15 protein-coding genes and 1 pseudogene are annotated in these 19,382 nt (G+C 66.2%); 1 reads left to right on the forward strand and 15 read right to left on the reverse strand.

Annotated features, from left to right (window positions below; translation table 11 throughout):
• Window positions 1-131 precede the first annotated feature (131 nt).
• From R1Z03_RS19085 to R1Z03_RS19120, 8 genes and pseudogenes are all read right to left on the reverse strand, one after another.
• A complete protein-coding gene (locus R1Z03_RS19085; RefSeq protein WP_317353979.1) occupies window positions 132-1,349 on the reverse strand; it encodes an FAD-binding oxidoreductase in 1,218 nt (405 codons plus the stop codon).
• A complete protein-coding gene (gene cysN, locus R1Z03_RS19090) occupies window positions 1,346-3,253 on the reverse strand; it encodes a sulfate adenylyltransferase subunit CysN (protein WP_317353983.1) in 1,908 nt (635 codons plus the stop codon). The genes R1Z03_RS19085 and cysN overlap by 4 nt, the downstream gene beginning before the upstream one ends.
• A pseudogene (cysD, locus tag R1Z03_RS19095) lies at window positions 3,253-4,155 on the reverse strand (sulfate adenylyltransferase subunit CysD); the annotation flags it as partial. The pseudogene cysD and the gene cysN, both read right to left, overlap by 1 nt.
• Window positions 4,156-4,213: 58 nt before the next feature.
• Window positions 4,214-5,386 carry an MFS transporter gene (locus R1Z03_RS19100; protein ID WP_317353986.1) on the reverse strand — a complete coding sequence of 391 codons (1,173 nt, stop codon included), beginning with the start codon at window positions 5,384-5,386 and terminating at the stop codon, window positions 4,214-4,216.
• A gap of 57 nt (window positions 5,387-5,443) precedes the next feature.
• On the reverse strand, window positions 5,444-6,310 hold the full coding sequence (locus R1Z03_RS19105; RefSeq protein ID WP_284403369.1) for a family 3 encapsulin nanocompartment shell protein: 867 nt from the start codon (window positions 6,308-6,310) through the stop codon (window positions 5,444-5,446).
• A 102-nt stretch (window positions 6,311-6,412) separates the two neighbouring features.
• Window positions 6,413-7,135: a hypothetical protein gene (locus R1Z03_RS19110; RefSeq protein ID WP_284403371.1), complete on the reverse strand. Its 723-nt coding sequence runs from the start codon at window positions 7,133-7,135 to the stop codon at window positions 6,413-6,415.
• Window positions 7,136-7,184: 49 nt separating this feature from the next.
• Window positions 7,185-8,168, reverse strand: coding sequence for an aldo/keto reductase (locus R1Z03_RS19115; protein ID WP_317353994.1), 984 nt, complete (start codon window positions 8,166-8,168; stop codon window positions 7,185-7,187).
• 59 nt (window positions 8,169-8,227) lie between these two features.
• Entirely contained in the window at window positions 8,228-11,905 is a 3,678-nt protein-coding gene (locus R1Z03_RS19120) for a non-ribosomal peptide synthetase (protein WP_317353998.1), read from the reverse strand.
• Window positions 11,906-11,915: 10 nt separating this feature from the next.
• Here R1Z03_RS19120 and R1Z03_RS19125 point away from each other — a divergent pair, with 10 nt between their 5' ends.
• Entirely contained in the window at window positions 11,916-12,221 is a 306-nt protein-coding gene (locus R1Z03_RS19125; RefSeq protein WP_317354001.1) for a hypothetical protein, read from the forward strand.
• A 612-nt stretch (window positions 12,222-12,833) separates the two neighbouring features.
• Here R1Z03_RS19125 and R1Z03_RS19130 read toward each other — a convergent pair.
• The 7 genes from R1Z03_RS19130 to cyoB all read right to left on the reverse strand — a co-directional run bounded on the left by R1Z03_RS19130 (window position 12,834) and on the right by cyoB (window position 19,370).
• Window positions 12,834-13,382 carry a BON domain-containing protein gene (locus R1Z03_RS19130; RefSeq protein ID WP_317354004.1) on the reverse strand — a complete coding sequence of 183 codons (549 nt, stop codon included), beginning with the start codon at window positions 13,380-13,382 and terminating at the stop codon, window positions 12,834-12,836.
• A gap of 197 nt (window positions 13,383-13,579) precedes the next feature.
• Entirely contained in the window at window positions 13,580-14,116 is a 537-nt protein-coding gene (locus R1Z03_RS19135; protein WP_284399448.1) for a response regulator transcription factor, read from the reverse strand.
• Window positions 14,106-15,443: an ATP-binding protein gene (locus tag R1Z03_RS19140; protein WP_317354009.1), complete on the reverse strand. Its 1,338-nt coding sequence runs from the start codon at window positions 15,441-15,443 to the stop codon at window positions 14,106-14,108. Before R1Z03_RS19140 ends, R1Z03_RS19135 begins: the two co-directional genes overlap by 11 nt.
• The gene (locus tag R1Z03_RS19145; protein WP_372588170.1) at window positions 15,427-16,311 is read right to left on the reverse strand and encodes an SURF1 family protein; all 885 of its coding nucleotides are present in this window, start codon (window positions 16,309-16,311) and stop codon (window positions 15,427-15,429) included. Before R1Z03_RS19145 ends, R1Z03_RS19140 begins: the two co-directional genes overlap by 17 nt.
• The gene (gene cyoD, locus R1Z03_RS19150; RefSeq protein ID WP_272564074.1) at window positions 16,308-16,736 is read right to left on the reverse strand and encodes a cytochrome o ubiquinol oxidase subunit IV; all 429 of its coding nucleotides are present in this window, start codon (window positions 16,734-16,736) and stop codon (window positions 16,308-16,310) included. The genes R1Z03_RS19145 and cyoD overlap by 4 nt, the downstream gene beginning before the upstream one ends.
• Entirely contained in the window at window positions 16,733-17,374 is a 642-nt protein-coding gene (cyoC, locus tag R1Z03_RS19155) for a cytochrome o ubiquinol oxidase subunit III (RefSeq protein WP_284403380.1), read from the reverse strand. Before cyoC ends, cyoD begins: the two co-directional genes overlap by 4 nt.
• Window positions 17,367-19,370 (reverse strand): cytochrome o ubiquinol oxidase subunit I, encoded by a 2,004-nt coding sequence (gene cyoB / locus R1Z03_RS19160; protein WP_317354014.1) that lies wholly within the window; start codon window positions 19,368-19,370, stop codon window positions 17,367-17,369. Before cyoB ends, cyoC begins: the two co-directional genes overlap by 8 nt.
• Window positions 19,371-19,382: the final 12 nt, after the last annotated feature.

The raw sequence follows: 19,382 nt of genomic DNA on the forward strand, positions 1-19,382 counted from the left end.
GGCCGCTGCGTGAACGCGCCTGGGGCAAGGGCAGGCGCGCCCTGTAGCGGCTTGGCCTGAGCCATTGGGCAAAAGATGGCCGGCCGCATCGACCAGGCGCCCATGGCGTTCCGATTCAGGCCCACTGCCACTCATGGCAGTGCTTCGAGGCGCTCGCATGGGGCTTCGGCAAGGGTGGGCCGGTCCGGGCTCAGAGCGGCGGCCGAAAGCCCGCGTTCGACGAAATGGTCCGGCAGGCCCCCCGTGAGGACCAGGGAGGCCAAGGCTTGTCCCACCGCCGGTGCGATCTGGATGCCGTACCCGCCCAACGCGGCGGCCCAGAAGAAGCCGGGCGCATTCCCGGCGGCCCCGAGCACGGGCGAGCCATCGGCAACAAAGCTGCGAAGGCCTGCCCAGCGGTGGGCCACGCGATGCACCGCCAGGGTGGTGGCCTGTTGCAGCCGATCGACCGCAACGGCCACATCCCACTCCTCGGGCTGCACGTCGCAGGGCGGCATGGGGGTTTCGTCGCTGGGGCTGACCAGCAGGCGCCCGGCCTCGGGCTTGAAATAGAAGGTGTCGGCAAGGTCCGTCACCATCGGCCAGGACGCCAGCGCGGGCTGGCCGGGCATGCCGTCGGGCAGGTCCACGATCACGGCGGTGCGCCGCTTGGGCACCAGGTCGATGGTCGCCACGCCGGCCTGGCGCGCGACCTCGTCGGCCCAGGCGCCTGCGGCGTTCACCAGGCAGGGCGTGTGAAACCGGCCCGCCACCGTGTGGACGGTCCAGTGGCCCGACGCATCGCCCTCGGCGCATTCGACCCCCGCGGCGGTCTGCACGCGGCCGCCGGCGGCCCGGATGCCGCGCAGGTAGCTCTGGTGCAGTGCATCGACGTCGATGTCCATGACCGAGGGGCGCCACACGGCGCAGCGGTAAGGCCTCGGGTCGATGACCGGGCAGCGCGACAGCGCCGCGTCCAGCCCGATCACGCGGGCGGGTTGGTGGGCATGGTGGCCGGCAGCCAGGGCGGTGTCGATGCGGCCGCAGTCCACGTCGTCGTGCGTTGCCAGCGCCACCACGCCGCGCGGCGCCACGAGCGGCACTGAAGCAAAGCCGACAGGGGGTGCTTCGAAAAACGGGCGGCTGGCCGCGGTGAGCGCGCGGACCGTCCGGTTACCGAAATATTCTGAAAACAGGGCGGCCGAACGGCCGGTTGCGTGGTAGCCGCAATGCGCCTCGCGCTCCAGCAGCAGCACTCGCCGGTGCTGCGCCAGTGCCCAGGCGCAACTGGCCCCGGCCATGCCCCCGCCCAGGACGATGGCGTCCCAGTGCGACTCGGCGCCCGTGCCGGCGGAGCCGGTGCGGCTCATGCGGTGGCGGCGGTGCGCGCCGCCGAGGGCGGCACCACCAGCCCCGCGGCGATGAGCCGGGAGACGATGCAGTCGGCGGCCTGTTCGGGCGACATGTACGCCGTCTGGATGTGGATGTCCGGCTGCTCCGGCGGCTCGTAGGGCGAGTCGATGCCGGTGAAGTTCTTCAGGGCGCCGCTGCGGGCCTTTCGGTACAGCCCCTTCGGGTCGCGCTGCTCGGCGAGCTCCAGCGGCGCGTCGATGAACACCTCCAGGAACTCGCCAGCCTCCAGCAGCGCGCGCGCTGCACGCCGTTCGGCACGGAACGGCGAGATGAAAGCCACCAGCACGATCAGCCCGGCATCCACCATCAGCCTGGCGACTTCGCCCACCCGGCGGATGTTCTCGACCCGATCGGCATCGGTGAACCCCAGGTCTTTGTTGAGGCCGTGCCGGACGTTGTCCCCGTCCAGCAGAAAGCTGTGGCAGCCGCGCCGGTGCAACTGCTGCTCCACCCGATTGGCGATGGTCGATTTGCCGGCGCCGGAAAGCCCGGTGAGCCACAGCACGCAGCCTTTCTGGTGCTTGATGGCGGCCCGCTGCGCCTTGCTGACCTGGGTGTGGTGCCAAACGAGGTTGTCGGCATCGCGCAGGGCACGCACGAGCATGCCCGCCCCGGAGGTCTCGTTGTCGATCCGGTCGATCAGCAGGAACCCGCCGGCGTCGCGGTTGAGGTCGTAGGCGTCAAAGGCGATGGGCTGGTCCAGGGTCAGCTCGACCAGGCCCACCGCGTTCATGTCGAGCTGGTCCGCAGGCAGCCGGTCGAAGGTTTCGATGTCCACCCGGTGGACGATGCGCGTGACGGTCGCACCCACGGTGCGGGGGCCGCATTTGAGCCAATACCCGCGGCCAGGAAAGAGAGGGGTTTCGCTGAACCAGACCATGTCGGCTTCGATGCGGTCGGCCACTTCCGCGGGAGAGGCCGGGTCGGCGATGAGATCGCCGCGCGAGACGTCGAGCTCGGCATCCAGCACCAGGGTGACCGACTGGCCCGCCGTGGCGGCCGGCAGATCCCCATCGTACGTGACGATGCGCTTCACGCGTGCCAGCTGGGCGCGGGGCTGCACCACCACCGCGTCACCCACGCGCACGCTGCCCGCTGCCACCGTGCCTGCCAGGCCCCGAAAGTCTTCGCTCGGCCGGTTTACCCATTGCACCGGAAACCGAAGCGGCTGTCGCGCGGCGCCTGCCTCGTCGACCTCCGTGGCCTCCAGCCACTGTCCGAGCGTGGGCCCCTGGTACCACGGCGTTTGAAGGCTGCGCTCGACCAGGTTGTCCCCTCGCAGGGCCGACATGGGAATGCACACCGGGGCAGGCAGGCCCATCTGCTGCGCCAGCGCGCAGAACTCCGCTTCGATCTCGGCGAAGCGGTCTTCGCGGTAGTCCACCAGGTCCATCTTGTTGACCACCAGGGCCAGGGCCCGGATGCCCAGCAGCGCGGCGATGTAGGCATGCCGCCGGGTCTGGCTGAGCACCCCTTTGCGCGCATCCACCAGCACCATCGCCGCGCCGGCGTTGGAGGCCGCGGTGGCCATGTTGCGCGTGTACTGCAGATGGCCCGGTGTGTCGGCCAGGATGAATTTGCGCGTGGGCGATGAGAAGTAGCGGTAGGCCACGTCGATGGTGATGCCCTGTTCCCGCTCGGCCACCAGGCCATCGACCAGCAGCGCGAAGTCGAGCGCACCGCCCTGCGTGCCTGACTTGCGGGAGTCGGCGGCCAACGCCTGCAACTGGTCCTCGTAGAGGCTCTTGGATTCGTACAGCAGCCGGCCGATCAGCGTGCTCTTGCCGTCGTCCACGCTGCCGCAGGTGATGACGCGCAGCAGGCTGCGCTGCGGCGCGGGATAGGGTTGGGTGCCGCTCATCAGAAATACCCCGCCTGTTTCTTCAGTTCCATGGAGCCTTTGCCATCGTGGTCGATGGCCCGGCCTTGCCGCTCGGAGGTGTGCGCCGCCAGGGTCTCGGCAATGATCGCCTCCAGCGAATCGGCATCGCTTTCGATGGCGCCGGTGAGCGGGTAGCAGCCCAGCGTGCGAAAGCGCACCCGCCGCATCCGGGGGTGTTCGCCCGGGGCGAGGGGCAGGCGCTCGTCGTCCACCATGAGCAGCATCCCGTTGCGCTCCACCACGGGCCGTTCCTTGGCGAAGTACAGCGGCACGATGGGAATCTGCTCGCGTGCGATGTATTGCCAGATGTCCGCCTCGGTCCAGTTGGAGAGGGGGAACACGCGGATGCTCTCGCCCTGGTGCTTGCGGGTGTTGTAGACCCGCCAGAGCTCGGGCCGCTGTCGCCGCGCATCCCAGCGGTGGTGCACCGACCGCAGCGAGAACACGCGTTCCTTGGCGCGCGATTTTTCTTCGTCGCGGCGCGCTCCGCCGAAGGCGGCGTCGAACCGGTGGTGGTCCAGCGCCTGCTTGAGCGCCTGGGTTTTCATCAGGTCGGTGTGCACCGCCGATCCATGCACGAACGGGTCGATGCCCATCGCGATGCCGTCGGGGTTGCTGTGCACGAGCAACTCCATGCCGGTGTCCCGCGCCCGCTGGTCCCGGAAGGCGATCATCTCGCGGAACTTCCAAAGCGTGTCCACGTGCAGCAGCGGGAATGGCGGCCGTGCGGGGTAGAACGCCTTCATCGCGAGGTGGAGCATCACCGAGCTGTCCTTGCCGATGGAATACAGCATGACGGGGTTGTCCGCCTCCGCCACCGTCTCGCGCAGGATGTGGATGCTCTCGGCTTCCAGTCGCTGCAGATGATCGAGAAACATGTCGTCGGCTCCTTGGAAAAAAGAGGTGTCTGAATATGAGGGTGTGGCCGGAGGGCGTGCCTCATGACGGCAGCGATGGCCGCCCGCGAGCGCGCAGCGGCATCCACAGCAGCATCACGCCGACCGTGCTGGCCAGCGTGGCCGCCAGCATCACGCCGTAGATCTCGGCATAGCCGAAGCGGGCCGCAACGAACCCGGCCACCACGCCCCCGGCAGCGATGCCCAGATCCCAGAACGAGGTGAACATGCCGAGCGCGGCGCCGTGGTGGGCCGGCTCGGTCTTCTGGATGACGATCAGTGCCAGCGAGGGGTAGAACAGCGAGAGTCCGAGCCCCATCGCCAGCCCACCCAGCACCGCCACCATGAGGTTGGGCGCGATGGCGAGCAGCAGCAGGCCCACGGCCTCGCCCAATGCCGCCCACAGGGCAACGCGATATGGCCCGAACTGGTCGGGCCAATGGCCAAGAAAAAGCCGTGATCCCACATATGCGAAGCCGAACACGTTGAATGCCAGGATGCCGTTGTCGATGCCCTTGGCCGCCATGTACAGCGAGACGAACGAGGCCAGCGCGGCATACCCCATGGACCCCAGCGCCAGGGTGACGCCAGGAAGGCACGCCGACCGAGGAAAGAGGGCGCTTTTGGCCGCCGCGGGCACCTTTGGGGGCGCGGGCTTGGCCATGACGAAAGCGAAGCCGGCCAGGGGCGCGGCAACGCAGAGCATCCAGACGGCGGAGAACCCGGCTGCCTGCATCAGCGCCGCGCCGGTCAGTGCCCCCAGCGTCACGCCCGACCACATGCTCACCCCGTAGAGCCCGATGATCTTTCCGCGCCGGGCTGTGGGCGCAAGCCCCACCAGCCAGGTGGCCCCGGCGGTGAAGGCGCAACCTTCGCCCATGCCGTGCAGCACCCGTACGGCAGTCAGCACATCCACCCGCTGCGCCATGGCGTAGCCGGCGCCGGCCAGCACGCAAAGGAGGGCGCCCAGCAGCATCAGCGTCCGGTGCCCGATGCGGTCCGACAGCCGGCCGGCGACGGGCCGGGTGAGCACCACCGCCACCGCGATGGCGGCGATGACAGTGCCCACGTCCACATCGCTGCCGCCGAGCGTGTCCTTGACGTAGAAGGGCAGCACCGACAGCGTGGCGCCGATGCCCAGATGGCAAAAGAAAAGGCCGAGGAAGATCGGCATGAAAGGCCGGTAGAAAGCCAGGCCGGTCTGTGGGGCGTTCATGGGGGCAGTCCTTGTCGGGTGGGCACGCGGGCCATCCCGCGCGCGGTGCTGCGGGGCTCAGTCGGCCTTCACGACATGGAAGAAGTGCGTGGGCAGGTGCACTGCCAGCCCTTCGTAGATCTCCGCGCAGACCGCCGTGCCTTCCGTGGCGAAGGTGCCGGCGGGTGGCGTGCCCACGCGGATGACCGACTTGCCCGTGTGCAGGATGCGCGCCGCAACCGCGAAATCGCCGACCAGCGCACAGCCCGGGGCCACCATGCGGGTGCGCACGATCTTCGTGCCGTTTTGCTGCAGGTCGCCCAGGATGCCTTTGCCCAGAAGGCCGTGGTAGTAGTCCACCGGGTTCACGATCATGGCGTGCGCGGTGGCACCGTTTTGCTCGATCGCGTTGCAGGCGGCCATGATGCCGTCGAAGTAGCTGGTGGCGTAGGGCAGCCGCGTTACGCCGGGATGGTTGAGCAGGCCGTGCGGGCCGAAGGTGAGCGCCTGGTTTTCCGCCGTGGCCAGGCGCACGAGAAGCCGGTAGTCGATGAATTCGGCGATGCCGCGCTCGTCGCCCGCCAGTTCCGGCGGCAGCTGGACCCAGGCCGAGATCGGGCGCACGATGCCTTCGCCCATGCCGAAGCGGAAGGTGGCCTCCTGGCGCAAGTCTCCTTCGTGGATGCCGCCGGTCTCCACTTTGGGGGGGCGGCTCTCGGACCAAAAGCGGTTGTGCGTCTCGCTCACCAGGCGCTTCCTGAAGAGCTGGCTCACCATCAGGCGGGGCCGGTCCTGCGTGGGCTTGAAGGCCTCGGTGATGGTGAAGTCGAAGTGCACTTCGGTCGTGTCCCCTTTTTTCAGGTACGCCTGGGCGAACTGTTCGCCGGAGGACAGGGCCTCGACGGGGCGGAGGGGGGCGATGGCATTGGCTTGGATCGACGACATGGTGTTGGCTGCTTTCTCTCGGTTGGGAAGGGGTGAGAACGACGTGAAAGGCGGAACGTGTCTGGAAGGGAACTGGGTGGCAATCGCGCGGACGCGCGAACCTCAAATGGCGTGCTGTACGAGCTGCTGGTAGAACGGGTAGTGGTGATCGAAGTACCCCTTCAGCAGCGGGTTGTTGGCCACGGTGTCCGGGTACGCCTTGGCGGTGGCCGCAAAGCCCGAACTGCGCATCGCGTCCAGATGCCATTGGCGGGTGCGGCTCCATTCCGGCCGATCGCCGGGCTGCCATTGAAGGGCCGAGGCGATGAAGGGCAGGCCGACTTCTTCGCAATAGCGCTGCACCACGGCCTGCGGTGTCTTGACCAGGCGGTCGGCATCGACGAGCACCGGGGCCGACCCCTTGAGCCGGGTGGCCAGCTCGAAGATCTCGAAAAGGTGTTCGTAGCCCACTTCATGCAAGGCGATGGTCGGCTTCATGTGGTACATCGAACTGATCGTCGGCGCAGGGTCGCGCACGATGAAGGTGTGTTCGATGTCCGCCACCTCCTCGGGGTGGTCGAACAGGTACCGGTAGCGGTGCTCCACCGTGTCCTTGAAGAACACGGGGCGATGCGCTGCCAGCGTGCGCAGGTGGTCGAAGAAGGCGCGCTCGGACCGCACCACCACCTGGCCGCCCGAACCATCGGGCAGGGGCACTTCGCCCGTGTCGAGCAGTGTCACCAGGGGCTCATGGATCACGGTGACGTCGTTGCGCTCGATCATCATGCGCAGGAAGGCGGTGGACAGCGCGCGTTGATGCGCCCACAGGGCAATGATCTGTTTCATGCAAGGCTCCGGAAAAAGGGGGCGAGAGGGGGCTCGGCCGGATGGCCCTTCACTGGGACCACGCGGTGGGCGAGCGGTCCCAGCGGTGCGCGCGCAGCGTCTGCAGCAGCGGAGCCTCCATCCGGCGCCCGTCGCTCACGCTCAGATTGGCCTCGACGTTGCGCAGCTGGCGCATGCCGGGAATCACCGTCGAGACTGCCGGGTGGTGCAGGATGAAACGCAGCGCCATCTCGGGCAATGCCATGCCCTCGGGCAACACCGTGCGCAGCCGCTCGGCGCGGTCCACGGTGGGGCCAAGGTTTTCCGGCCCGAAGTAGGTCGATCGCCAGTCCTCGGCCGGGAACACCGTGTCGTGGGACAGCGTTCCCGTCAGCCCGCCCTCATCGAAAGGCACCCGCGCGATGAGGCCGATGTCCTTCTGAGCAGCCACCTGGAACAGCCGGTCTTCCGGGGCCTGATCGAAGATGTTGTAGATCACCTGAATCACATCGATCAGCCCGGTGTCGATGGCCCGCAGGCAGTTGTCCGGCTCCCAGCGGTTGACGCTGATGCCGATGCCCTCGATCAGCCCTTCGGCACGCAGGTCCCCCAATGCGCGCTGCCATTCTTCTTCGTGCGCCCAGCGATCTTCCCAGACGTGCAGCTGCATCAGGTCGATGCGATCCGTGCCCAGGTTTTCCAGGCTCTTCATCGTGAACTCGCGGATGTGATCGGCCGGAAAGACGTCCTGCAGGCGGTCACTCGGTCGGGGCGGCCATTCACGGTTCTTCGGCGGGATCTTGGTTGCCACGTACAGCCGGTCGCCCGTGTGCGCACGCAGCAGGCTGCCCAGCATCTGCTCGCTGATGCCGCGCCCGTACACCCAGGCGGTGTCGAAGAAGTTGCAGCCCAGTTCCACCGCGCGCTCCAGGCAGCGCGGCGCCGTTTCGTAGTTGGCGCCAGTGAAGTTGCCCGGACCTCCCGCGATCCCCCACATGCCATAGCCCACTTCGCTCACCTGCCAGCCAAGCCGGCCCATTCGTCGATAGTGCATCGCGCCCACTCCTGTCGATCAAAGAAAAGAAATACGGGAAACCAAAGCAGTTGAGGGGATCAGCCCACGGCCGATGGCGCTGCGGCACCGGACCGGAGCAACTGCCGCGCGTAGCGGCCGATGGAGGCTGAGAAGTCCCTGCCGTCTTCCGCGGCCATGGCCTGCTCCAGCCCCGCACATTCGTCGCGCCGGAAAAGACGGGGGTTGTCCGTCAGCAGTGCGGACAGGGCGTCGGCGAAGGCCCGTTCATCGCCTGCGGCTGGCAGCAGGCGGCGGACCACGGTGAGTGCCCGCGGGCCGCCCGCTGCCACGGCCGCATCGAGCCGCTCCATCCAGGCCGTGCAGGACACCTGCGGCATCGGGGTGCCGGCGGCTTCGAAGATCGTCGGAAAGGCCATTCGCTGTGGATGCAGCAAATGGAAGGTGCGGCCCCATGCCTGGGGCGAACGCATGGCGAGCACCACGCGGCGCGCCACGTAGTCCGCAGGCGACCAGTCGGAGACGATCTCCGCGGCCGGCCGGACCCCCAGGTGCGCGATGGCCGTCAGCAGAAAGTGGGTCAGCGCGCGCTCATTGGGCAGCTGAAGCAGACCCTCTGCGGCGGCCGGCATGACCTCGCCCAGCCGGTAGATCGATACGTTGGCGCCTTGCCTTCGCGCTGCGTCGAGCAGGCGCTCCGCTGCCCATTTGGAGCGGCTGTAGCCACTGGCGGGCCGGACGCCCTGAGCGAGGTCGAAGTCCTCGGCGAGCGGCGAAGCCTGCAGCGCGGCGTGCTGGTCCAGCGTCCCGAGGGTGGAGATGTGGTGCAGCGGCTTGGCCCGGCCCTCCAGGGCCAGGCGCAGCGCCTCCCGGGTGCCCAGAACATTGGTCGCGCGGTGGGCGCCGTAGTCGTACAGAAAGTTGACCATCGCCCCGCAATGCAACACGGCGTCGCACGATTGCGAGAGCTGGCGCCAGGCGGCCGCTTCCAGGCCGAAGGCCGGCTGGCCCAGATCGCCCGGAACGGCCACCAGCCGGCCTGCAAAGTCCGGCCGCCACAGGCCTCGTTCCTGCAAGTCTTTTTCCATTGCCGACTGTGCGTTGCCGGCATGCCGGCACAGGGCATGCACCGTCGCGGTGGCGTCGCTCGACAGGATTTCGCGAACCAGGTGGCTGCCCACGAAACCGGTGGCACCCGTCATGAAGATGCTGGAAGGCCGCCTTGGTGCGTTGTGATCCGACCGGCGCGCTGCGACCCAGCCGGCGGGCAGCGTGGCGTCGCGTTCCATCGCCTGTTCGTCCTGGGGTTCCTGGCTTTCTTCGCGGCCTTCGCAATGGCCCGGGGTGGCGCTGCGCTGTTTCGCTTCGATGCAGCCAGCGATCTGCCGCGCGGTCGGCTGCGCCATCAGTTCCGCGATGCGCACGGGCACGCCAAAGCGTTTTTCCAGCGACACGATCAGCGACACGGCCTGCAGCGAATCGCCGCCATGGTCGAAAAATGGATCGTCCGCGCCCAGGGCCGGCTGGTGTAACTGACGGCGAAAGACCGCCAGCACGGCATCGGCCAGCGAAATGCCCGCGTCTTGCTGCACGGACGTGTCCGCCGCGGTGTCCAGGGCAGGGCGCTCGAGCTGGCTCAGCAGCGCCCTGCGGTCGAGCTTGCCGTTGTCGGTGGTCGGCATCTCTGCCAGCAGCACGATGTGCCGCGGCACGGTGTGGCGCGGCAATGCCCCGCGCAGGTGGGATTCCAGCGCGTCGCGTGTCAGGCCGGCATCGCCGGCGGCAAACAAGGCCAGTGCCCGGTCGTCACCTTGGCCCACGGTCATCGCTTTGGCGTGGTTCACGCCAGGGCATTGCTCCGCGGCGCTTTCGATTTCGCCCAGTTCGATGCGCACCCCACCGACCTTCACCTGAAAATCCCTGCGGCCCGAAAAGCGCAGCCGGCCCAGGCTGTCGAAATAGCCGAGGTCGCCGGTGCGGTAGAGCTTGGTCCCCGCAATCGAGGCAAAAGGGTTGTCCACAAAGGCGGCCGCCGTGCGCTGTGCATCGTGCAGATAGCCGTTACCGACGCACACGCCGCCCACCAGCAGTTCGCCCCGGGCGCCGGGCGGCAAGGGCCGAAGCGCCGAGTCCACGACGACGACATTGCAGTTGTCGATCGGCCGTCCCAGCGGGATCGACAGTCCGTCGGCATCCTCGACTGGGTGGAACACCATTCCGATCGAGGTTTCCGTCGGACCATACGCATTGGTGATGCGCAGCTCTGGCAGGATGGCACGCAGCCGGTGCACCATTTGCGGCGTGATCTCTTCGCCACCTACCACCAGTTCACGCAGCGTGGCGAGCCGACGGCGGATGTCATGGCTGTGCTCTGCCAGCACCACCAGTTGGTTGAACACGCTGGGCACGAAATCCGTCATGTCGACGCCGTGCCGTGCAATCGTCTCTACCGTGCCTTCGAGGTCGAGGTGGGCCCCCTCCTGCGGAATCACGGTGCTGCCCCCGGCCGTCAGCGGCCAAAACAACTGCCATACCGACGAATCGAAGGTGTGCCGCGTGTTCTGCAGCACGCACCGTATGCCGCCGTCGCGGTGGAAATAGCGCGTCATGAACTGGAACCGGTTGGACAGTCCCGCATGGTTGTTCATGGCGCATTTGGGCCGTCCGGTCGTTCCAGAAGTGAAGATGCCGTAGATGGCCTGTTCAGGGGCAATAGGAGCCTGGATGCGGGCGGCCGAGGTGCCGTCGAGAAGAGCGACGTCGACCGCCACCGCACGGTTCCGGTGGCTGGCCGGTACGTTGGAAGCGTCGGTGCACAGCACCGTGTGGCTGTTCAGCGCCTCCAAGGCTTGCTCGCGACGCTCCATCGGCCAGCCCGGGTCCAAAGGAACGAACGCAGCGCCCAGCTTCATCAGCGCGAAGTAGCAGACGGGCAGCTCCAGGCTGTTGCCCAGCAGCACCGGAACGGGCGTGGCCGACCCGGTTCCCCGGGCTGCCAGCAGGCCGGCCAAAGCGTTGGCTTTGCCGTTGAAGTCCCGGTAACTGAGCGCTGAATTGCCGAAAAAATACGCTACCTTGTCCCTGTGGCGATCCGCCGATTGTTCCAGCCAATCGGGAATCGAAAGAAACGGTCCATATTCGTGTGAATGGCCGGAGAGCATATTGATTGCATATTGAAGCGATGCAACTCCAATGCCCGCTGCCTGCGACGCGGATATATTCTTGTCCCCCATCATGGTGCACAGGATTTCCAGATACATCTCGGCAATGGCATTGCAGGCTGGTGCTGCAAAATCGCGGGCATTGGCAATCACCACGGCGGACGCTATTTCATTTTCCAGTTGGCAGTGGATCAGAATTTTAGCGGATCCGATTTCAATGGGAGTGGTGTGGTCCGCCAGTTGCACCATGAGCGCACCATTTTCGGGAATTTTTCTGGATAAATCGATGAATGCACCAACTTGGCTGGCAGGGCATTTTCTCCATTGGGCATCGGTATTGGCAGGCCACAAGGCACGGAACATCGGTTGATGCACTGCCGGCCGCACCTCGAAGCCCGACGTGCGTGGCACGCGGCTGCGCCAGAAGTCCAGCACCGCGACGGGGATTTGCAGGTCGAGCCGGTCGCAGAGCTCGAATGCGGCCACGGCAGCCAATGCCCTGAAGTCCATCCGCGCTTCGCCGTCCGGCACAACCTCTGCCCGACGCGAGTACTGCCCCAGAACGTGGCTGCCGAGGGCGTAGGTGCCACCGGACATTTCTTTTTCTGTGGGATTTTCTGAAGGCTGCCTTGGTGCTTGGGGCTTCGCGCTGTTCACCGTTTCAGGAGCGATCGAAAAATGGCTTGAATCCACCCGCATTGGAATTCCCCTGTTTGTTTTCCATGTTCGCAACCCCATGCCTGCAGTGCTTTCGCAATGGGTGAATACCCATTGCGAAAGCAAAAGACAAAGCTTCGCCCAACTGGATAAATCCAGCGGATTAAAGCGATTCCTTTTTCTGAAGATCCCCGATCCCGTGCTTTTGGTCGATCTGAATTTTTTCGGGGGTTTTTGTTGCGGATTCAGTTTCTAAAAAAACAGGTTTGTTTGTCGATGCCTTTTTTGATCTTTATTTGTATGGTGTGTAAATTATTGTTTCTGTAACTGCTTTTTAATTCGCATTTTTATATTTCGGATAAAAGCCCGGCTGCCTTGCCGCATTAACCGTGGGTTTTTGGGGTTTTTTTAGAGGATTCGAAGCCGTGCGTTCGCTTTGCTTGCGTTATCTGCTCAGCCACGCCGCTTGCTGGCGAAGCTAAAAAACTCGCATCGATATTGGTTCATGGCGGCCTGCAGGATCGCCTTCCCCTCGGCTGAGCAGACGGATTTGGGCATGGGTGGGCCTGGGAAACCGCTTTTGGGAGCCTTTGAACTCAGGAATGGACGGCCGCGACGGGCATGGAAGCGGCGCAAGCGCTCCGCTTTCGACGGAGAGGCTTGGGATGAACCTGCTGAAGCGGCGTCGGGCAACGCGCAGATGGCTGCCGCTCCGGCTGCTGGTGCCGCGCGTGCGAACGTGTGAGTGGGGCGCCTCTTCGATTCCAGGGCGCTGGGCGGGCGACTCAGGGCGATGGCATTCCGGTGCCAGATCAGCACCCACGGCCCTTGGACAGATCTGCCCCGGGGGCAGATGGATCGGTGGTGGCTAAGGCTTTGCCTCGGCGGCAGGGGATTGCGCCGCCGGTGCCAGCGGGTAGCGAATCGCATCAGGGGGACCGAGCACCGCCATCTGGTCGATCACCGTGACCACATCGGCCGTCTCTGCCAGTTGTTTCACGAATGCCTCCCGGTCGAAGTCGGCGGCCACGCAGCCCTGTACGTAGATGATGCGTCGCTGGAGCATGAGCCACAGGGTCGACTTGCGGTCCCATTGCGTCTGCTCCGCGATGTGGGTAAGTCGCCGTTTCACGGCCTCGCTGATTTCGCCGTCGTACCGATAGCCGCTGGACAGGCGGCAAGTGCCCTGGATGTAGCAGCTGTTGCCGCGTTCGGCGCGGTAGTGTTCCTCGCGCTGCCATTCCTGCCGGGTCAGCAGCGGCCCCAGGGGTTGCGGGCAGTCCGCCACGGCATGGGAGATCTGAAAGAAAGGGTCGTTGCCCCAATTGCGCAGGTCTTGGTCTGCGCGTGCGGGCGCAATGAAAGCCAGAGCCAGCATGGCGCTGGCAGCCCAACGCGCCTTTTCGGATTGCCGCATGGTGTTTGTTCTCCCTTGGTGTCGATGAGCCTCGCCGGCCTTCAGCGGCGGCCTGCGCTCTCCTGCCTGCGCCAGATTTGGCGAAGGCCCCGCTGTCAGGTCAGTGTGAGCGTACCAATGCTTCCGATCGGTGTCGATGCTTGTACAGGCAGGCATGGCCGGCATCCCTCTGAGCAGGGTGCCCGGTGGAGCGGGACTCAGTTCACGCGCCGCTTGTCCAGCTTGCGTGCCAGGGTGCGCCGGTGCATGCCGAGGCGCCGCGCGGTTTCCGAAATGTTGAAGCCGGTTTCGGCCAGCACCTCGTGGATGCGCTCCCATTCCAGCGTCTTGATCGAGCTGGAGCGGTTGGTCAGCTCCACTTCGATATTGCCCTCGGTTAGGCCGAAGGCGGCCTCGATGTCGTCGGTGTTGGAAGGCTTGGCGAGGTAGTGGCATGCGCCGAGCTTCACGGCCTCCACGGCCGTGGCGATGCTGGCGAAGCCCGTCAGCACGACGATCAGCATGTCTTCGTTGGCGGAGTGGAGCTTCTGCACGCAGGCCAGGCCCGAGGCCTCGCCCTTGAGCTTCAGGTCCACCACGGCGTAGCCCGGCGTGTGCCCGTCCAGCAGCGCCTCCACCTCGGGCAGGTTGGCCGCATGCAGCACGTGGTAGCCGCGCCGTTCGAACGAGCGCGCCAGCGTGCGTGCGAAGGCCTCGTCGTCCTCCACGATCAGCAACAGGCGGTCAGCGTCCATGGTCCGGGGTCTCCTGCAGCGCGACGGCTGCCAGCGGAAGGGTAATGGTGACGGCGGCGCCGCCGGCCGCGCGGTTGCGCGCGGTGATGGTGCCCCCGAGGGTGCGCGCCACGTTGGTGGCCAGGTAAAGCCCCAACCCACCGCCCGGCCGGCCCTTGCTGGACTGGTAGGGCTTGCCGAGTTGCTCCAGCATGGCCGGGGCGAAACCGGGGCCGGCATCGGTGACGGTGATGAGCAGGGCATCGGCCTCCTGCTCAGCCGCCAGGCCCACCCAATGCGGCGACGCATCCCGTGCATTGTCCAACACGTTGAAGACCATCTGCTGCAGGGTGACATCCGAGACCATGGGGCGGTCTTCGCCGAACTGGTTGTCGTAGGCGAACGTGCCCACGGGCCGCGTGCTGCGCCACTCCTCGGCCAGTTGGTCGAGGAAGGTGCACACGGTGGTCTGCATCGATTCCTCGCCCCGGGTTTCTCCGGCCGACAGCAGGATGCCGCTCACGATGGTCTTGCAGCGCCGCACCTGGGCCTGCATCTCGGCGATCTCGGCCTGCAGCTCGGCATCCTGCGCCAGGGCCGGCATGCGGCGCCAGTCGCCTAGGATCACGGCCAGGGTGGACAACGGCGTGCCCAGCTCGTGGGCCGCGCCAGAGGCCAGCAGCCCGGTGCGGACGATGTGGTCTTCTTCGGCGGCGCGCTGGCGCATGGTGGCCAGCCGGGCGTCGCGCTGGCGCAGGTTGCGGCCGATGCGCGTGATGAAGATCACCAGCAGCACGGCGTTCAGCATGAAGCACACCAGCATGCCCAGCACGTAGGGGCTGTACAGCCCCCGGTCGTGGTCCAGCGGCAGGGCGAGCGGGCGGCTGAACAGGGCCAGCCCGCACAGGCAGGCCACCGTCATGGCGACGATGGTCCAGGTGTAGCCCGCGCGCAGCAGCACGGCGGCCAGCGTGACCTGCAGCAGGTACAGGAAGACAAACGGGTTGGTGGTGCCGCCGCTCAGGTAGAGCTGGGCGGTGAGCATGGCCACGTCCACCACCATGGCGAAGAACAGCTCCACGTTGCGCACGCGGCGGCCGATGCGCCAGCGCAGCAGGCTGGCCGTGTTGAACACGACCAGGGCGCCCAGCACCATCAGCATGGCCTGCAGCGGCAGGATGATGCCCAGGCTGTAGTGCACCACCTCGATGGTGAAAAGCTGCCCGATCACGGCGATCCAGCGCAGCTGGATCAGCTGCTGCAGGTTCTTGAGCCCGGTGGAGTCCGCTACTGCCGCCCGCGTGCGCGGCGCGGGCCGTTCGGCCGGGGCGTCAGGGGACAGCGGCATCGGTGGCGGGCGAAGCGTGGTGCTGGCGGCGCCTGCGGTCGTCGCGCCATACGTACCAGGCACCCGCGGCCACCATCAGGGCCAGCGTGTACCAGGTGATGGCATAGACCAGGTGGCTGTTGGGGAAACGCACCACCGTCAGGCCGCCGACGGGCCACTGGAGGGCGTCCGCTGACGTGCCCGTGGTGGCGGTGGCGGTGGCGGTGGGTGCGGCGGAGCGGGGGGCGGCGTCCTCGTCCACGAAATAGGGCGCGATGCCGGCCACGCCGCGCGCGGCGGCAATGGCGGCCACATCTCGGGAGAACCAGCGGTCGGCGGTGGGGTCGTTGTGCCGCAAAAACCCACCTCCGGGCTCGCTCAGTCGCAGCAGGCCGGTCACCTCGGTCTCGCCCTGGGGCGCGGGGGCGGTGCGTGCGGCGGGATCGCGGGCCTGCGGCGGCACGAAGCCCCGGTTGACCAGCACGGCCGTGCCATCGGCCTGCCGCAGCGGCGTCACCACCCAGAAGCCGGCGCCCAGCGTGGTGTTGGCCTGTACCAGCGCCTCCTTGGCGTGGTCGAAGGTGCCGCGAAGGCGCACATGGCGGTACTCGGCGTCGCGCGCCGCATCGGGGCTGCGCTGCCATTCGGCGGGGGAGGGGGGGGCGGTGGGAGCGGCATGGATGCGTTGCTCCACGCGCTCGATGAGATCCAGTTTCCAGGCGCGGCGTGCCACTTGCCAACTGCCCAGCGCCACGAGCGTGGCAAACACCAGCAGCGCGCACACCCCCATCGCGGCCAGTCCCGCCCGGGAGCGGGGCGGGGCGGGCCTGTCCGCGCCCGTGGCGGGCGCGGGAGAGGATGCAGTCGCGCTGCCGGAGATCGGGGTCAAGGCATGTTCTTCATGTCGTGGATCGACATGGGCATCATGTTGTGGTTGAGGTGGAACATCACCCACAGCGAGCCCGCCAGCGTGATGACCACGAGCACGACGGTAAAGACCAGTGCCAGCATGTTCCAGCCGCCTTCGGACTTGGTGTTCATGTGCAGGAAGTACACCATGTGCACCACGATCTGCACCGCGGCGAAGCCCAGGATGACCAGGGCCGTGGTGCTCGACTGCTCGAACACCTTGCCCATCACGAGCCAGAACGGAATCGCGGTCAGGATGACCGATGCGACGAAGCCGATCACGTAGTCGCGCATGGAGCCGTGGCTGGCGCCATCGTCTTCATGGTGGTGATCGTGGTGGTCGTCGTGGCCGTGGTGGCCATCGTGGGTGTCGGTGAGGTTCTGGTGGTTGTGGGGGGTGCTCATGGCAGGACTCCCATCAGGTAGACGAAGGTGAAGACGCCGATCCAGACCACGTCCAGAAAGTGCCAGAACATGGACAGGCACAGCAGGCGGCGGCGGTTGGCGGGGGTCAGGCCGTGCTTCTTGAGCTGGAACAGCAGCACGACGAGCCAGATGATGCCGAAGGTGACGTGCAGGCCGTGCGTGCCCACCAGGCCGAAGAAGGCCGACAGGAACGCGCTGCGCTGCGGACCGGCGCCTTCGTGGATCAGGTGGTTGAACTCGTACAGCTCCAGGCCGATGAAGGCCGCGCCCAGCAGGCCGGTGATGGCCAGCCACACGATGGTGCGGTTGACCTTCTTCTTTTGCATCTCCAGCATGGCAAAGCCATACGTGATGGACGACAGCAGCAGCATGGACGTGTTCAGCGCCACCAGCGGCAGGTCGAACAGGTCGGCGCCGGACGGGCCGGCGGCGTAGCTGCGGCCCAGCACGCCGTAGACGGCGAACAGGCAGGCGAAGATGAGGCAGTCGCTCATCAGGTAGATCCAGAAGCCCAGCAGGGTGCCGTTCTGCGGATGGTGTTCTTCCGTGAGGTGGAAGACCGGTTTCGCCGGGGCGCCCGAGGCGCCGGGGTGGTGGAGTGCGGTGGTATCAGACATGGCTGGCCAGGAGACGGGTGCGATCGGCTTCGGTGCGGGCAACGGTGTCCGCATCGATGTAGTAGTCGCGTTGGTAGTTGAAGGTGTGGGCGATGCTCACGACCAGCAGGGCGGCGAACGACACGCCGGCCAGCAGCCACATGTGCCAGATCAGCGCGAAGCCCAGCACCGTGCAGATGCCGGCGATGACCACGCCAGCGGCCGTGTTCTTGGGCATGTGCACCGGGATGAAGCCGCTCAGCGGACGCTCGTAGCCGCGCTGCTTCATGTCGTGCCAGGCATCGTTGTCATGCACTTGCGGCGTGAACGCGAAGTTGTAGGCAGGTGGCGGCGACGACGTGGACCATTCCAGCGTGCGGCCACCCCATGGATCGCCCGTCGTGTCGCGCAGGGCTTCGCGGTTGCGCCAGCTGACCACCAGCTGGATCAGGAAGCTGCCGATGCCCAGGGCGATCAGCACGGCGCCGAAGGCGGCGATCTGGAACCAGATCTGCAGCGACATGTCCTCGAAGTGGCTCATGCGGCGCGTGACGCCCATCAGGCCCAGCACGTACAGCGGCATGAAGGCCATCCAGAAGCCGATCAGCCAGAACCAGAACGAGCACTTGCCCCAGAACGGGTCGAGCTTGTAGCCGAAGGCCTTGGGATACCAGTAGTTGATGCCGGCGAACAGGCCGAACACCACGCCGCCGATGATCACGTTGTGAAAGTGGGCGATCAGGAACAGGCTGTTGTGCAGCACGAAGTCGGCCGGTGGCACCGCCAGCAGCACGCCGGTCATCCCGCCGATCACGAAGGTCACCATGAAGCCGATGGTCCAGAGCATGGGCACCTCGAATTGGATGCGGCCCTTGTACATGGTGAACAGCCAGTTGAAGATCTTCGCCCCGGTCGGGATCGAGATGATCATGGTCGTGATGCCGAAGAACGAGTTCACGCTGGCGCCCGAGCCCATCGTGAAGAAGTGGTGCAGCCACACCAGGTACGACAGGATGGTGATCACCACCGTGGCATAGACCATGGAGGCGTAGCCGAACAGCTTCTTGCGGCTGAACGTGGAGACGACTTCGGAGAACACGCCGAACAGCGGCAGGATCAGGATGTAGACCTCAGGGTGGCCCCAGATCCAGATCAGGTTCACGTACATCATCGAGTTGCCGCCGAAGTCGTTCGTGAAGAAGTTAAAACCGGCGTAGCGGTCCAGCGACAGCAGCGCCAGCACGGCCGTCAGCACCGGGAAGGCGGCGACGATCAGCACGTTGGTGCACAGCGAGGTCCACGTGAACACCGGCATCTTCATGAGGCTCATGCCGGGCGCGCGCATCTTCACGATGGTCACCAGCAGGTTGACCCCTGACAGCAGCGTGCCCACCCCCGCGATCTGCAGCGACCAGATGTAGTAGTCCACCCCCACGTCCGGACTGTGCAGGATGCCCGAGAGCGGCGGATACGCCAGCCAGCCGGTCTTGGCGAACTCGCCCACGAACAGCGAGGCCATCACCAGCACGGCGCCGCTGGTGGTCATCCAGAAGCTGAAGTTGTTGAGGAACGGGAAGGCCACGTCGCGCGCGCCGATCTGCAGCGGCACCACGTAGTTCATCAGGCCCGTGACCAGCGGCATCGCCACGAAGAAGATCATGATCACGCCGTGGGCGGTGAAGATCTGGTCGTAGTGGTGCGGCGGCAGGAAGCCGGGGTTGTCACCGAAGGCGATGGCCTGCTGCATCCGCATCATGATCGCGTCGGCGAAGCCGCGCAGCAGCATCACCAGCCCGAGGATGATGTACATGATGCCGATCTTCTTGTGGTCGATGCTGGTGAACCACTCGCGCCACAGGTAGCCCCATAGCTTGAAGTACGTCAGCGCACCGAGCACGGCGATGCCGCCGAGCACGACGGCGGCGAACGTCGCGATCAGGATCGGTTCGTGCAGTGGGATGGCCTCCCAGGAGAGGCGGCCAAAGATAAGTCGGGTGAGGTCTGTAGGATCGGACATCGGAGGTCGCGT

This window comes from Acidovorax sp. BLS4 (genome assembly GCF_032929295.1).
In the GTDB taxonomy this organism is placed as follows: domain Bacteria; phylum Pseudomonadota; class Gammaproteobacteria; order Burkholderiales; family Burkholderiaceae_C; genus Paracidovorax.

What these genes read in the sequence shown, in the direction of transcription:
- cyoC (WP_284403380.1), bottom strand. Translation starts at nt 17,374, where the DNA reads ATGTCTGATACCACCGCACTCCACCACCCCGGCGCCTCGGGCGCCCCG.
- cysN (WP_317353983.1), bottom strand. Translation starts at nt 3,253, where the DNA reads ATGAGCGGCACCCAACCCTATCCCGCGCCGCAGCGCAGCCTGCTGCGC.
- R1Z03_RS19105 (WP_284403369.1), bottom strand. Translation starts at nt 6,310, where the DNA reads ATGTCGTCGATCCAAGCCAATGCCATCGCCCCCCTCCGCCCCGTCGAG.
- R1Z03_RS19135 (WP_284399448.1), bottom strand. Translation starts at nt 14,116, where the DNA reads ATGGACGCTGACCGCCTGTTGCTGATCGTGGAGGACGACGAGGCCTTC.
- R1Z03_RS19140 (WP_317354009.1), bottom strand. Translation starts at nt 15,443, where the DNA reads ATGCCGCTGTCCCCTGACGCCCCGGCCGAACGGCCCGCGCCGCGCACG.
- R1Z03_RS19100 (WP_317353986.1), bottom strand. Translation starts at nt 5,386, where the DNA reads ATGAACGCCCCACAGACCGGCCTGGCTTTCTACCGGCCTTTCATGCCG.
- R1Z03_RS19130 (WP_317354004.1), bottom strand. Translation starts at nt 13,382, where the DNA reads ATGCGGCAATCCGAAAAGGCGCGTTGGGCTGCCAGCGCCATGCTGGCT.
- R1Z03_RS19110 (WP_284403371.1), bottom strand. Translation starts at nt 7,135, where the DNA reads ATGAAACAGATCATTGCCCTGTGGGCGCATCAACGCGCGCTGTCCACC.
- R1Z03_RS19115 (WP_317353994.1), bottom strand. Translation starts at nt 8,168, where the DNA reads ATGCACTATCGACGAATGGGCCGGCTTGGCTGGCAGGTGAGCGAAGTG.
- cyoD (WP_272564074.1), bottom strand. Translation starts at nt 16,736, where the DNA reads ATGAGCACCCCCCACAACCACCAGAACCTCACCGACACCCACGATGGC.
- cyoB (WP_317354014.1), bottom strand. Translation starts at nt 19,370, where the DNA reads ATGTCCGATCCTACAGACCTCACCCGACTTATCTTTGGCCGCCTCTCC.
- R1Z03_RS19120 (WP_317353998.1), bottom strand. Translation starts at nt 11,905, where the DNA reads ATGTCCGGTGGCACCTACGCCCTCGGCAGCCACGTTCTGGGGCAGTAC.
- R1Z03_RS19085 (WP_317353979.1), bottom strand. Translation starts at nt 1,349, where the DNA reads ATGAGCCGCACCGGCTCCGCCGGCACGGGCGCCGAGTCGCACTGGGAC.